Below are 14,367 nucleotides of genomic sequence, written 5' to 3' on the forward strand. Positions count from 1 at the left end.
TAGCGCAAGGCCCGAAGGTCCCCTGCTTTCTCCCGTAGGACGTATGCGGTATTAGCATCCCTTTCGAGATGTTGTCCCCCACTAATAGGCAGATTCCTAAGCATTACTCACCCGTCCGCCGCTAGGTTAAGTAGCAAGCTACTCTTCCCCGCTCGACTTGCATGTGTTAAGCCTGCCGCCAGCGTTCAATCTGAGCCATGATCAAACTCTTCAGTTTAATACTATGTAGCACCTTAAAGGGTGCCAATCTTGGCTCATCAATTTTCTGACAAATATTTCTCAAATAAACTTCGAGTAATTTCTACCATCAATCAATGAAAATAATTTCGATCAATCAACCAGTAAAAATCCACACAAGTTGTTCTTCATAATCTCTTAATGATCTTCTTGTTGGTTCGTCACCAGCAAGCTAGGTCGGCTATATTACTCTCTATCTCTAGAAAGTCAACCAGTAATTCAGATTATTTTTAAACTTATCAAATAAAACCCAACTCAATCAATCTCAACTAAGTTACTGTTTTATCAGAAGTTTTAATCTTCATCACCGCCGATGGATGTGCATTCTACAGGATTCCCAACCCAATACAACCCCTATTTTTAAATAATTCAGCAAAATCATCACGACTGTTTATTTATTCTACAAAAATCGCGATTTTCTTCATTTCTTGAGCAGTAAAGGGACTGAATTGGATAAATGACTTAATCTTTTTTCAGTTTTATTCTGTTCCTGAAAGCGTAAAGGCCGGCAATCTATGTATTCACAATAGCCCCCCTCCCCACTTTCGGTTTCTTCATTTATTTTTACTTCATAACTAAAACTTCCTACATAGCCCGCTGCCAGGCCAAATTTAAAATCTCCACGACTTTGACCTTGTACCCAGATACAAGTACCGTCTGCATTTTCATAACACCATTCAAATTCGCGCGGCAAATACATACTCTGCCCATTAGGTGTCGTGACACGCGGATAAACACGATGAACTTTAAAATAAACTTTGCGATCGAACATTTGGGTCCGCATGTTTTTTAAATCACGCAGATAGATCCGCGACTGAACAATACGATTAAAACCATCCCGAATTTGCGCCAACAACAGTTGCCGGTTTTCACTAAGATTAATAATTTGATAAGTCAGGAAGGCCAAAGGTAGATAAGGAAAGTTAAAACTCCGCGCGTATTCAAAGCTTCCAAGACCATCGATCGTATATTGCTGCGCTTTATAGTTCACCGTTCCCTGACAATGACATAGCAAAGACCAGTGATCTGCCAAGGAAAACCGCATTTGGGTAAAATGAGAAATCAGTTGAGTGGTTTGAATATTTAAATCAAAACTGAGTTCCGAGTCAGAACGCTGCAAACGAAAATTTGGAAAACTTCCGCTCAATTGCTCACGATCCAGAAACTGAAACAGACCTGATCTAAAATGACAGTCCTGCTTGACCGAATAGTGATGCAATTGTCCCACCATATGTGGGCTCGAACTGCAAATCACGGTGGCGGTGTCTAAGGCTGTGGTTTCGATTGCACTCGGGTTTGCCAGCATGGGTGCATTGAGTTGCCCGATAATACTCATAAAGTTTAAATAATAGAGCGGTGCCGGAAGCCCGGCGATCATCAAACCCTGATGAATAATTTTATATTTTGAGGTGGGGCCATGATAGGCGGGATGGCGCGAAACAGTAGGAGTCTGATTCAGCTGTTTCGAACGATCTAAAAAATCTTGAAGAAACCGCATCTCAGACTCCTTATCTTTTTATAATGTACTCGATCTTTTTGCCATAAAGGTGGTTACAAAACCAGACAGGGCATAGAGAATAGAAATGACCAGAATGCCGACAGGAATATTATAAGTCATCGCTGCAAAGACGAATACGGCAATTGGTAGGACAAAAAATGGAACCCGTTTACGTTCTACAGTTTTAAATGAATAGTATTTGATATTGGAAATCATCAACAAGCCTACCGCAATGATGACCACTGCATTAATGACCTGAAGAGAAGGTTCACGAATATCAAAGATTTCTGGAAAATCCAGACCGACCCAGACCAGTGACACAATCATGATGGCAGCCAGAGGACTTGCGACACCAATAAAATAACGTTTGTCGACCACACCAATCTGTACATTGAAGCGTGCCAGACGGAACGCAGCACATGCGGTATAAACAAAACAAGCCGCCAGACCAATACGGCCCAAATCACTCAAGCCCCAGCTATACATCAAAATAGCGGGAGCTACGCCAAAAGCCAGCATGTCAGAAAGCGAGTCAAATTGTTCACCGAACGGACTTTGTGCACCAATAGCACGTGCCACACGGCCATCCAGTCCATCCAGTAATGCCGCAATAAAAATCGCATAAATAGCTTGCTGAAAATCACCATTCATACTGGCAATAATCGAGTAGAAACCTGACAACAACGCTGCCGTTGTAATCAGGTTCGGCCATAGATAGATGCCTCGACGCTTAACTTTTTGCCCTTCCTGGGTATGCTCCTCTTCTTCTACCTCAAAGGTGATGCCATCGAAAGGCACTTCAGTTGAAGAGTCACGTTCCGGTTTGCTTATATTTGTCATTCTTGTCGATCCTAGCTATGACCTGATCTTTGAAAAAATTATTCGCCCACTAACCAACGAACTGCAGCGTGACCACCATTTTCACTCATGCGAAGATGCGGGAATAACCACTGTAGTGCTTCATCAGCATCTTCAGAGAATTTCCAAGGTGGGTTAATCACCAGCAAACCACAACCGTTCAGGCCTACTGGGGTATCATCCGGCCATACACAGACTTCACACACCAGTTGACGGCGGATACCGGTCTTGAACATTTTCTTCTCGAAGCGTTCAATCATGGCACGGTCTTTAATTGGATACCAAACGGCAAATACACCTGTCGGCCATTTCTTATACGCGGCAACCAGCAGTTCGACCAACTGCGGGAAATCTTTACGCTCCAGCTCATACGGCGGATCGATCATCACCAGACCACGTTTTTCTTTCGGTGGAATGACCGCTAACAGACCTTCGTATGCATCACGTTCATGCAAACCCGCACGCTTGTCAAAAATATTATGACGAAGTTGCTGGAATACATCGCGCTGCATTTCAAAAATGGTCGCTTTATCAATCTCACGCATGCCTTCTAAAGCAAACCACGGTGACCCCGGGTAAGCACCCTTACCAAAGTTTTCACGCATGTTTTCAACAATTTTCAAATATTGCTGTACGCCTTCGGGCGCATTACGCTTGATCGAATCATCCAGCTTAATAAGACGATGAATACCGTTTAAAAACTCACCTGATTTTTGCGCTTCGGCAGTCGATAAATCATATTTACCTGCACCACCATGTGTATCTACATAGCGATAAGGTTTGTCTTTTGCATTCAGTCGAGTCAACAACTGAAGCAATAAAACGTGCTTCATGACATCGGCAAAGTTGCCTGCGTGGTAAGAGTGACGGTAATTCATGTTTCAATTATTCCTAAGATCAATTGCTATTTTAACATGAAAAACTATTTCGTTCAGAAACGATTATTGCACTAAAATAGCGGACCTTTTTTTACCACACTATCGAGAATTGAAAAAATGGAAGCAGTTATCATCCCAGGGGATTGGAATGTTGATCAAATCTTAGATGATTTAGATCAACATGGCTTTAGTATTGTTGACGATGCTTATTCTAGCGAATATCAACATGCAGTGAGTCAAGAATGCCAAAACCACTTAAACGAATTTCGTAACGCGGCCATTCAAAATGGCGTCGTCAGCAACATCCGTAGTGATCATATTCTTTGGTTACAACCTGAATTTCAAATTTCCCACCGACACACCCAAACCCTTCAACAGTTTTCTCAAATTTTAAACCGTGCGTTTTATTTAGGCATCAAAGATATCGAAGCCCATTTCGCTTGCTATCACGCGGGTGAGTTCTATGCCCTGCACCGCGACAATCCCCAAAGTAAAAATGGCCGGATGATTTCCAGTGTGTATTATCTGCATGAACAATGGCAGGCGGACTGGGGCGGTGAACTGCGCCTGCAGGACAAACATGACCAATGGCATATTATCCAGCCAAAACCGAACCGAATGGCGCTGTTCCAGAGCGATTTATTACATGAAGTCTTGATCTCTAAACAGCAACGCCTATCCATTACCGCCTGGCTAAGAAGTGATACCTCACTGCTCTAAGACGGCTAGCCGCTTTAAATTTTAATTTTTAACCTCATATAGCCATTATTGAGAAATGAGGATTGCGTTGATGCGATTAACAACCAAACAGATTATTCAACGTCTGGGTGAAACTGACCAATTGTATTTAAAAGGCAATACGCCAGAATTAACGCTTGAACGTGCTGATCTTCGTTTACAGCTGGTGACTTTAAGTGAACTGCGTCAGGAACAGCGACATTTCCTGCAAGAAGCCGTAGTGTTGCTGGAACAAGGCCGGATAGAATTTGAAGAAATGCCGCTGCGCATGTATATCAACCTATCTTTGCATCTGGCCAAGGCTTATATGATGTTTTTTGAATTGACCAAAGAGCACCATTTCGCCCTGATTACCCAGCAAATCCTAAAACCGATGGCCAGTTATGAGCATGGTGATATTTATTTCTTCCTGGCCTATGCCAGCGCCAGTAAAAATGAGCCGGCCCTGACCCGTCACTGGTTAGGTAAATACACTACGACTGCCGAGTTTGAGCTGGAATTATTACAGCAGCATCATGCTTTTAATGATTATCGTCAGCACGAATGGTTTAACAAAATATTAAAAAGCAAAATGCATTAAGCCAAAGAACAAAAACGCCTCAGATGAGGCGTTTTTTAATACAAGTTATATCGTCTTACTCTAAATACCAGAAAAACACAGGAAAAATGATCAAGCAGGTTGACGTCTATAAGCGTCCATGTGCAGTTGCTGATTCAGTTCATCGACCCAAATTGCCCAATCATCATCTTGTACTAAATGGCTGATCAATAAAGAACGCTGGGCTTTATTCCAGAACGGTGCATCGTGCAAGGACAACCCTGCTGGCAGTTGATGGGTGCGTACATACAATTCAATAGCCGCAGGACTATTGGCGAGACCGAGCTGAGAAAACAAGAGCTCTAAGGATGGTTGGTTCTTTGCGAGCATCGCGCCCTCCTTATATCAGATAAATTGTAATTATTTATAGATCTAACTTATAAGATAAGGCAAAAAAAACCTAGTCATTTGACTAGGTTTGTTGTTTCTTTTTGTATGAATGCATTTAAGCGTTCTGCTTGTCACTTTCCACATGTAAAAGCTGGTTTAACTTATCAATAATGACAATCCATTCATCATCTTGGTGCCAGTGTTCACGCAGGAAGGCACTTTGCCCTTCACTCCAGAATTCGGCATCCGGTAATGCCACTTCAGATGGCAATTGATGGGTATGGGTAAACTGAGTAATTGAGGCTTCATCAGAAGGCAAACCCAATTGTTCAAATAATAATTCTAAAGTTAACTGTTGTTCCGTAAGCATAAATAGACTCCATCGTAATGTTAAATTATGAGCGTGTTGAGATTCGAATTCTTAGGTTGATTTATGGCTCGGTATGTCACAGGAACCTGAACCCTCTGCCTCAATATGTAATTGTTCATTTAACACATCGACAAAAATGGCCCAGTCATCATCTTTCTTCCAGTGACTGATCAGAAAGTCATGCTGTGATTTACTCCAAAAGGGAGCTTTATGCAGCGGTACATCCATACCAATTTGATGCGTACTAATAAACTCATCAATGGCTTCCGGACTCGAATCCAGACCCAATTGTTCAAAGAAAAGTTCGAAGGTAGCGCGTTGCTCTAACATCTGAACCTCCATCTTTTTATCTATAATCTTGTTTCTACCTTAGATGGCTCATAGCGAAAACTCAGTTGTCTCTCCTTCACAGCTTGTTATTTTTTGTTGATTAAAGTGAGTGATATAAAAAAAGCACCCCAAATGGAGTGCTTTTTCAACTTAATCTGAAAAGATCAAATTATTTAAGCATGTCAGCAATTGCTGCGCGCTCTTCTTCAAGTTCATTCAACGTAACGTTGATACGTTCACGGCTAAATTCGTCGATTTCTAGACCTTGAACGATTTTGTATTCACCGTTTTCAGTCGTTACAGGGAAACCGAACATTACGCCTTCAGGAATACCGTAAGAACCATCAGAAGGAATACCCATCGTTACCCATTCGCCGTTTGTACCAAGAGCCCAATCGCGCATATGGTCGATTGCAGCGTTAGCAGCAGAAGCAGCAGAAGACAAACCACGTGCTTCGATGATCGCAGCACCACGTTTACCAACAGTCGGAAGGAATGTATTTGCATTCCATTCTTGGTCGTTGATCATGTCTTTAACGCTTTCGCCGTTAATTGTTGCAAAACGGTAGTCAGCATACATAGTTGGAGAGTGGTTACCCCAAACTGTAAGATTTTTGATGTCTTTAACCGCTTTACCAGTTTTAGCAGCAATTTGAGATGCAGCACGGTTGTGGTCAAGACGTAACATTGCAGTGAAGTTTTTCGCTGGGAGATCTGGAGCAGATTTCATTGCGATGTAAGCATTCGTGTTTGCAGGGTTACCAACAACTAGAACTTTAACGTCACGGCTCGCAACTTCGTTCAATGCTTGACCTTGACCGATGAAGATTTCACCGTTCACTTTAAGCAGGTCAGCACGTTCCATACCTGGACCACGTGGACGTGAACCAACTAATAACGCATAGTCAGCATCTTTAAATGCAACTTTAGGATCATCAGTACCGATCATGTCTTCTAGTAATGGGAATGCACAATCTTGAAGCTCCATCATTACGCCTTTAAGCGCTTGTTGAGCTTTCTCAAAAGGAACTTCGAGCAATTGCAAAATCACTGGTTGATCTTTACCTAGCATTTCGCCGCTTGCGATACGGAATAATAGGCTGTAACCAATTTGACCTGCAGCGCCAGTAACGGCAACACGAACTGCTTGCTTCATCTAATTATCTCCAATTGAGGATATTCAATGCGATTAAATAGTTAGTATTTAATCTAATAATCGTAAACGCGAAAGATTGTACTCCAATCCTTTGCCAGATGCATATAAAAGAGGACCGATTTCACCTAAAGTCTGATAGGAAATATAAATTAAATCGGCAAAAAAGCTCAGTATGTTCCTTTTATTGTGACAGTTTTTGGGCATGTATTAATAATGTTGGCAGGACAGGATTTGTAATTACCATTGGGACGATAACAGACCTTGATCGAGGTAAGCACGCTGGCTGACCGGGTCTGCTGGCAGTTGAATCGCAAGGCATTACCCGGTAATTGCGGATTAATTTTCAGAAATTTGGCCCGCAGCGTATCGACAGAAATCGTAAGATTTTCCTGTTCCGTCAGTTCCGCAGGAACTTTGAGACGATCTGCATAATTGATAATCGTCCGGAAATACTGACTGGCATTCATCGGCACGCAGCCACCGATATTGCGCCATAAGATTGTCCGGGTATTGTCATCCGGCATGATCCTGGCCACTACCTTGGACTGCAATGGTGACAGTTTCGCGGAGCTATTGGTCGTACAATTTTGTGATGTAGTCTGAGGATATAAGCCGGAGATATTCAGCGAATAACCTTCCAGACATTTTCGCTTCTTGGCATATTCCGGGTACAAGCTACATAAGGCCGGGACCATTTGTACATCCATAACATAGTCTGTTGGTGCAGCAAATGCTGCCTGACTGCTGGCCAATACTACAAGCGCAACCGATCCAGCCCAGACTCGACGATCCTTCATTATTTTCATGAATAAGTCACCATTCCCCAATAATTTTAATTTTATTGTGTATTTCGTAATGGTATCAGTTGCATGCGTTTACCCACTGACTGTGCCCCCTGTCCTAATAAAATACCGTAATGCGTGGCATTGGTCATGACATGTTTCACATAATCTCGGGTTTCAAGTAAAGGAATACTTTCAGTATATTGATCTGCGGCCATTCCCTGAAATTCTGGCTGCCAGCGGCGGGCACGGTTTGGACCGGCATTATAGCCTGCTGTTGCCAGAACTGGACTATTGCTGAGCTGACGCTGAATGGTAGATAAATAGAATGTTCCGTAGCGAATATTGGTATTCATATCGGTGAGTGCTGCCGGATTATAAGCCTCACCCATTTGACGCGCCACCAACTTGGCCGTATCCGGCATAATCTGCATTAGACCACCCGCCCCGACATGTGAACGTGCGACGGTATTGAAACGACTTTCTTGACGCATCAAACCATAGGCCCAGGCCGGATCAATCCCCGCATTGCGACTATGGCTGACCACGTAATTCTGATGTGGCATTGGATAACGATAGTTATAATTATGTTTGTTCGCGGTACGGTCAGCGGCATAAATGGCCCGATCATGCCAACCCATGTCCATGGCACGCTTTGCCGCAGCCAGCAACAGGTCATCATCTTTCTTTAGATAAGCCTGACGTACTGCCCAGTTCCATTCACGGTTAATGTAGTTCTCTGGGGCGCTGATATTACGTAAAGTGAAAGCACGGCGGAAATGAATATCCTGATTCAAGCGCTGCATAGCCTGATTGGATGGCTGTGCCGGGGTTGGTGTACTCGCGGTCACCTGCCCCAGCTTGTCGCGTGCCAAAAGATTGTGATAGTCATCTCCGGTCGCCAGCTTACGATAAATACTTTCTGCTGCCTGCTTGGAAGCACGGTCAGCACGTTGTTCACTAGCACGCGCCAGCCAATATTGCCAGCGATCTTCCTGCTTCTGGTTGACGCTCATGCTGTCAATCGCACGAATCAGGCTTTCCCAGGCACTAAAACGAATCGCCTGACGCGCATAAATCTCGGCTTCTTCCGGGCTAAATGGCAGACCATAGCTGGCATCTAGCGCATTTAACACTTCCCGGTTGAAGTTGTTTTTCATGACTGTGGTACCACCGATATAACCGACAGCACGATATAAGGCGCGTTGTACCTGTACTGGTGTACCTTCCGCGGTCCGCTTGACGATAGACAAAGCTGAGTCCAAATCGCTATCGGCCAGACGTCCCAGCGCATAAATCAGATAGGCATGCTCTGCCGCAGTACTTTTAGGCGCAGACCACAAATAATTAGTGGGATTGGCCTGAATCGAATTCAGTTGTGCCAGAGACAGATTTAGACCAATGCCTTGCGCTGTCGCAATGGCCTGACCTGACTGTCCGGCACGAAGTTGTCCCCAGAGTCGCTGCTGACGGTCTTCTGCCGTCATGAGTGGACTGGATAGCATCATCCGGCCTAAACCAGTACAAGAATCAGGCTGGCTGTTGGTAGTTAACCAGACTTCTTTAAACTCGGCATAGACCAGTTCATCACCAGCTTTGGCGCGCACTTGTGCCACTGCACAGGCTTCGGCGGGATCGGCATTAGTTACATAAGGCAATACCGGTTGGGCAGTGCTAAAGTCTGCCATTTTTACTTTTTCTTCGACATAGTCTGCTGCCAGCTTTTCAGCCATAGCGGATTGAGGGTAACGCTGGGCAAAGCTGATAATCTGGCTGACAGGCTGCATGGCAAGATTCTGGTTTAAAATCCAGTATTCCGGATAATAGCCCAAGGCATCATTCTGCATAGAAAGACGATATTGCTGTAACAGTTCAGTATTACCTGCATTGGCTGCACGCAAGGCATCATTAAATTGTTCTTCTGCTGCCTGTGTACTCGCTGAACAGATACATGCCACACTTAAAGTAATTAATTTATAGTATTTATACATAGTTTTAGTGTGTTTCAACATCCCTTTGCCTTCTATCATCGATTTTGTGCTTAGCCCATGTTGCATATCATAAGAGCTAGTTTGAAGATTATAACCAACTCTATTGTTCAGTTATGTAACCTTATGATTAAGCAATATTAATCTACAGACAATTTTTGCCCATAAATCAATATTTTTCCACAGTTAATTTGGGCTATAAGTTTAAGCGACTTTCCTGCTAAAATATGCGCCTTTCCAAGATTTCAGTCTGTGAATTGAATTTTTATTCACCTGTTTGATGCATCAATCAGGCTGTTCGTTCACTCTTTCAACGTATTACCTTGTAGGAGCCTACATGACGGTTCAAACCTTCATTCCGAATGGTGCCCCAGCTGCCTCAGAAAACACTGTTACCCAGCCAGCGCACACCCCTGTTAGCGATGCTTCAGTCAAGAAACTGTACATCGAAACACAAGGGTGTCAGATGAATGAGTACGACAGTCACCGTATGGCAGACCTGTTAGGCGATTCTCATGGCTATGTGCTGACCACCGATCCTAAAGATGCCGATATTCTGCTGATGAATACCTGCTCGATCCGTGAAAAGGCCCAAGAGAAAGTATTCTCCGAGCTAGGCCGCTGGCGTAAGCTTAAAGATAAAAATCCTGATCTGATTATTGGTGTTGGTGGTTGTGTGGCGTCTCAGGAAGGCGACAACATCCAGAAACGTGCCAATTATGTCGATATGATTTTTGGTCCACAAACCCTGCACCGTTTGCCGCAAATGCTGGATCAGCATTTTGAGCAGATCGAAAAGCCGAAAAAAGAAAAAATCAAACTGGTGGATATTTCCTTCCCGGACATCGAGAAATTCGACTTTTTACCTGAACCGCGTGTTGAAGGTTATAAAGCTTTTGTCTCGATCATGGAAGGCTGTTCTAAATACTGTTCTTTTTGTGTGGTGCCGTATACGCGTGGTGAAGAAGTATCTCGTCCACTGGATGATGTGCTCGCTGAAATTGCGGGTCTGGCAGAAAAAGGCGTGCGTGAAATTTCACTTTTGGGTCAGAACGTAAACGGTTATCGTGGTGAAACTTTTGAAGGCAATATCTGTACCTTTGCCGATCTGTTACGTTTGGTTGCAGATATTCCGGGCATTGGCCGTATTCGTTATACCACCTCGCATCCACTGGAATTTAATGACGACCTGATACAATGCTATCGTGACCTGCCACAAATGGTTTCACATCTGCATCTGCCGGTACAAAGCGGTTCCAATGATGTGTTGCAAGCGATGAAGCGTAACCACACCATCGATGTCTATATCGAAAAGATTAAAAAGTTACGTGCAGTTCGCCCTGACATGCACCTATCTTCAGACTTTATCATTGGTTTCCCGGGTGAAACAGATGAAAACTTTGAAGAGACTTATCAGTTTATTCAGGATCTGGATTTTGACCATTCTTATAGTTTTATCTATTCAAAACGCCCGGGTACGCCTGCGGCAGAACTGGAAGATACGATTTCTGAAGATGTCAAAAAAGAACGTCTGGCCAAAGTTCAGCAATGGATTAAGCGTTCAAGCATTGACAAGACGGATGCCATGCTCGGGACCATCCAGCGTGTACTGATCGAAAAAGTTTCTGATAAAGATCCGAATATTCTGGTCGGTACGGCGGACAATACCCGTTATGTCAACTTTATTGGTGACCCTGCCTGGGTAGGCCGCTTTGCCGAGATTGAAATTACCGAAATTAAAACTTTGAATTTAGTTTACGGTGAGCTCTTGAATCTTGAGCCTGACGTGGCGTAATGTAGAGCATATAACGCACACTTCATAAGGAACACTCTTGACTGCAGCGATTCGACGTACAGTAGCTTTTCCTGGAATTTCGATGGACCGTATACAAGCCATGTTAGGTGCCTATAACGGCCATTTGAAGCAAATTGAACAACGTTTAGACGTCAAAATCTCCCATCGTGGAGAAAGTTTTATTATTGATGGTGGAATCGATGCCGTTGAGAGAGCCGAAATGCTCTTGCAACGTCTTCATGAAGAATCTGAACATAGTCAGCAGATTAGTGCAGATACTTTACATCTGATGATTCAGGGCAGCCAGACTGACCGTGAACTTCAGCAAGATCTGGACGATCAGGAACATACGGGGCTGGACAATGTCTGGCTGCAAACTCGTAAGGGCCGGATCAATCCGCGTGGTGCCAACCAGAAACGTTATGTACAGCGCATTCTGCAAAGTGATATTTCTTTTGGTATTGGCCCTGCGGGTACAGGTAAAACCTACCTCGCCGTTGCGGCTGCCGTGGACATGCTGGAGCGTAATGAAATTCAGCGGATCTTGCTGGTTCGTCCTGCGGTTGAAGCCGGTGAAAAACTTGGTTTCTTGCCGGGGGATTTAACCCAGAAAATCGATCCGTACTTACGTCCCTTGTATGACGCGCTGTATGAAATGCTCGGCTTTGAAAAAGTGGCCAAACTGATCGAACGCCAGGTGATTGAAGTCGCTCCGCTTGCTTATATGCGTGGCCGTACCCTGAATCATTCTTTCGTGATTCTAGATGAAGCGCAGAACACCACCCCAGAACAGATGAAGATGTTCCTGACCCGTTTAGGTTTTGGCTCACGTGCCGTGATTACGGGCGACGTAACTCAGGTGGATTTACCGCGTGGTCAGCAATCCGGCCTGTCACATGCCTTGCGTGTGATTGATAAAATTCCTGAAATTCATATCACTCGTTTCCATTCGCGTGATGTAGTACGTCATCAACTTGTACAGAAAATTGTTGAAGCCTACGAAGGCTGGGACAGTGAACAGCAGCGTTTAAGTGCTGAAGCACGTGCCGAACGTAAAGCACGTCAGGATGCCTTGATCGCTGAAAATGATGCTGCGGCAGACGCACAGCATTAAGCTTTAAACTTAAGGATTTGTGTTGAAACTTAGTCTTTCCTTACAACAGGACTTTCAGTCACCTGAACTGGTACTGAAACGAGCCTATATTAAAAAAGTTGTAGAAACCACTTTACGTCATATCGGCACTCAAAGTGATTGCGAAATTGGAATTGCCTGTGTTGATAATGACGAAAGTCATAAACTGAATTTGGAATATCGAGGCAAAGACAAACCGACCAATGTCCTGTCTTTCCCAAGTGAACTTCCAGATGAAATGGCGCAGTTTCTGGATGCATTTCCCATTGGTGATCTGGTGATCTGTATTCCTGTAGTACTGGCGGAAGCGCTGGAACAGCAAAAAGTACCATTAACACATTTCACCCATATGCTGGTACATGGCACTTTACACCTAATGGGCTATGACCATGAAACCTCGGATGAAGATGCTGAAGAAATGGAAGGCATTGAAATCGAGATTCTGGCCAAGCTGGGTTTTGAAAATCCTTATCTAGAACAGAACTAAAATTTCTTCATAAAAAAGCGGGCTAAGGCCTGCTTTTTTTATTGTTTACCCTCACCCCAACCCTCTCCCATAAGGAGAGGGAGTTTTAATACCTATAGCTCAATGATAGTTCTCTCTCCCGTTGGGAGGGAGTTAAAGGGAGGGTTTACAAATGAATAAAATGGTCTAACGCACCTCAAATTCTGCTTCTGCCGGATCAAATCGCCAGGTACGAATCACCCGCAGTTCGGAAATTTCTTTCATTTTACTGTCGAAAGCACCAAATGGTGCTGCCTTACGCACGGAAGCTTTGGCTGCTTCGTCCAGCATGGCATGTCCTGAACTGTCAATCAGTCGAATGGCACGAATTCCGCCATTCTGGTTCAGGATCACCATCAGCCGCACTTCCCCTGCCAGATTCTGTTGTTTGGCTGCTTCCGGATAATAACGGTTCCCATAGAACTCCACTTTCTCGCGAAACTTTTCCAGATAGGCGGCAGAAACATCCTGCTTGGACTGAATACCATCTACAGTCTTAATTTTTTGCTGACGACTGAAATTTTGCTTACGCTGTAAATATTGCGCTTCCAGACTGGCGACCATGGCCGCTTTGGCCTGAAACTGGCTCTGTAATTGCTCCTGCATTTTTTTTCGCTGATTTTCTTCCGCCTGCTTTTGCCAGCTCAAGGTGGTCATCAGGACTTTTTCTTCAAAACTGAGTTCCTGTTGCTGTTGCAGCATATTCAGACTTTCTTGCAGCTCTTCGCCTGCATGTTGTTCCATTAACGGCGATGGCATATCACTCGACATGCGATGAGCTTCTCTAAACTGGCCGGAACCCTGCTGGTCCGTTTGGGCGAGAAAATCAGCATGCTCAATTTTTTCATCAGTCTGGCGCAAACTGACTGCGATTTCTTTGGTACTGGTATCCCGATCTTGCGGCATACCAAATTCCAGGGTCAGCACGATCAAATGCAGAATGCCTGCGGCAAGCACCGCACTGCTAAACACTGGATCTTTCCACCAAGTTCTGACCAGAGACATGAGTATCATCGTTTTTTCACATTCGCCCAAACTCAATACTGAGTTCAGCTCCCCAAAAAAGTATTTGAAAGATTAAAAATAAACGGATTCGTCATTTATCTTTTTAAAATGCCAAATCCATCAAATCTTCAACGTTACATAACTAAAACTATAAAAATGGTGCTATT

At 44.0% G+C, this 14,367-nt stretch carries 15 protein-coding genes and 1 rRNA gene; 5 read left to right on the forward strand and 11 right to left on the reverse strand.

Features of this window, described 5'->3' with window-relative positions; all coding sequences use genetic code 11:
- The 4 genes from FTT86_RS03170 to FTT86_RS03185 form a co-directional block, all read right to left on the reverse strand.
- Positions 1-217: ribosomal RNA gene (locus FTT86_RS03170) — 16S ribosomal RNA — on the reverse strand; the annotation flags it as partial.
- 441 nt (positions 218-658) lie between these two features.
- Positions 659-1,735, reverse strand: a complete 1,077-nt coding sequence (locus tag FTT86_RS03175) for a DUF6670 family protein (RefSeq protein WP_180180548.1) — start codon at positions 1,733-1,735, stop codon at positions 659-661.
- 18 nt (positions 1,736-1,753) lie between these two features.
- Complete coding sequence (pssA, locus tag FTT86_RS03180; protein ID WP_005108642.1) at positions 1,754-2,575, reverse strand: CDP-diacylglycerol--serine O-phosphatidyltransferase; 822 nt, start codon at positions 2,573-2,575, stop codon at positions 1,754-1,756.
- A 38-nt stretch (positions 2,576-2,613) separates the two neighbouring features.
- Positions 2,614-3,471 carry a 23S rRNA (adenine(2030)-N(6))-methyltransferase RlmJ gene (locus FTT86_RS03185; RefSeq protein WP_004281423.1) on the reverse strand — a complete coding sequence of 286 codons (858 nt, stop codon included), beginning with the start codon at positions 3,469-3,471 and terminating at the stop codon, positions 2,614-2,616.
- Between the two features lie 117 nt (positions 3,472-3,588).
- Between FTT86_RS03185 and FTT86_RS03190 the strand changes: the two genes are divergently transcribed.
- Complete coding sequence (locus FTT86_RS03190; protein WP_180180549.1) at positions 3,589-4,191, forward strand: 2OG-Fe(II) oxygenase; 603 nt, start codon at positions 3,589-3,591, stop codon at positions 4,189-4,191.
- 70 nt (positions 4,192-4,261) lie between these two features.
- Positions 4,262-4,789 (forward strand): hypothetical protein, encoded by a 528-nt coding sequence (locus FTT86_RS03195; RefSeq protein ID WP_180180550.1) that lies wholly within the window; start codon positions 4,262-4,264, stop codon positions 4,787-4,789.
- A gap of 90 nt (positions 4,790-4,879) precedes the next feature.
- Here FTT86_RS03195 and FTT86_RS03200 read toward each other — a convergent pair whose 3' ends face one another.
- The 6 genes from FTT86_RS03200 to FTT86_RS03225 form a co-directional block, all read right to left on the reverse strand.
- The gene (locus FTT86_RS03200; protein WP_004645106.1) at positions 4,880-5,137 is read right to left on the reverse strand and encodes a DUF2789 family protein; all 258 of its coding nucleotides are present in this window, start codon (positions 5,135-5,137) and stop codon (positions 4,880-4,882) included.
- A gap of 115 nt (positions 5,138-5,252) precedes the next feature.
- Positions 5,253-5,507 carry a DUF2789 family protein gene (locus FTT86_RS03205; RefSeq protein WP_180180551.1) on the reverse strand — a complete coding sequence of 85 codons (255 nt, stop codon included), beginning with the start codon at positions 5,505-5,507 and terminating at the stop codon, positions 5,253-5,255.
- 51 nt (positions 5,508-5,558) lie between these two features.
- A complete protein-coding gene (locus tag FTT86_RS03210; protein WP_004645104.1) occupies positions 5,559-5,837 on the reverse strand; it encodes a DUF2789 family protein in 279 nt (92 codons plus the stop codon).
- Positions 5,838-6,006: 169 nt separating this feature from the next.
- Complete coding sequence (locus FTT86_RS03215) at positions 6,007-6,993, reverse strand: malate dehydrogenase (protein ID WP_004281429.1); 987 nt, start codon at positions 6,991-6,993, stop codon at positions 6,007-6,009.
- 167 nt (positions 6,994-7,160) lie between these two features.
- Positions 7,161-7,799: a ribonuclease I gene (locus FTT86_RS03220; RefSeq protein ID WP_373886103.1), complete on the reverse strand. Its 639-nt coding sequence runs from the start codon at positions 7,797-7,799 to the stop codon at positions 7,161-7,163.
- A 32-nt stretch (positions 7,800-7,831) separates the two neighbouring features.
- On the reverse strand, positions 7,832-9,766 hold the full coding sequence (locus FTT86_RS03225) for a lytic transglycosylase domain-containing protein (protein ID WP_180180681.1): 1,935 nt from the start codon (positions 9,764-9,766) through the stop codon (positions 7,832-7,834).
- Positions 9,767-10,100: 334 nt separating this feature from the next.
- Here FTT86_RS03225 and miaB point away from each other — a divergent pair, with 334 nt between their 5' ends.
- The 3 genes from miaB to ybeY are packed head-to-tail and all read left to right on the forward strand — an operon-like array spanning position 10,101 to position 13,177.
- Positions 10,101-11,558 carry a tRNA (N6-isopentenyl adenosine(37)-C2)-methylthiotransferase MiaB gene (gene miaB / locus FTT86_RS03230; RefSeq protein WP_071850832.1) on the forward strand — a complete coding sequence of 486 codons (1,458 nt, stop codon included), beginning with the start codon at positions 10,101-10,103 and terminating at the stop codon, positions 11,556-11,558.
- A 37-nt stretch (positions 11,559-11,595) separates the two neighbouring features.
- Positions 11,596-12,672, forward strand: a complete 1,077-nt coding sequence (locus FTT86_RS03235; RefSeq protein ID WP_004732214.1) for a PhoH family protein — start codon at positions 11,596-11,598, stop codon at positions 12,670-12,672.
- A gap of 22 nt (positions 12,673-12,694) precedes the next feature.
- Entirely contained in the window at positions 12,695-13,177 is a 483-nt protein-coding gene (ybeY, locus tag FTT86_RS03240) for an rRNA maturation RNase YbeY (protein WP_071850834.1), read from the forward strand.
- Between the two features lie 165 nt (positions 13,178-13,342).
- Here ybeY and FTT86_RS03245 read toward each other — a convergent pair whose 3' ends face one another.
- Complete coding sequence (locus FTT86_RS03245; RefSeq protein ID WP_180180552.1) at positions 13,343-14,200, reverse strand: energy transducer TonB; 858 nt, start codon at positions 14,198-14,200, stop codon at positions 13,343-13,345.
- Between the last annotated feature and the right edge of the window lie 167 nt (positions 14,201-14,367).

Origin of the sequence: Acinetobacter sp. YH01021, from assembly GCF_013420255.1 — a bacterium.
GTDB lineage: Bacteria > Pseudomonadota > Gammaproteobacteria > Pseudomonadales > Moraxellaceae > Acinetobacter.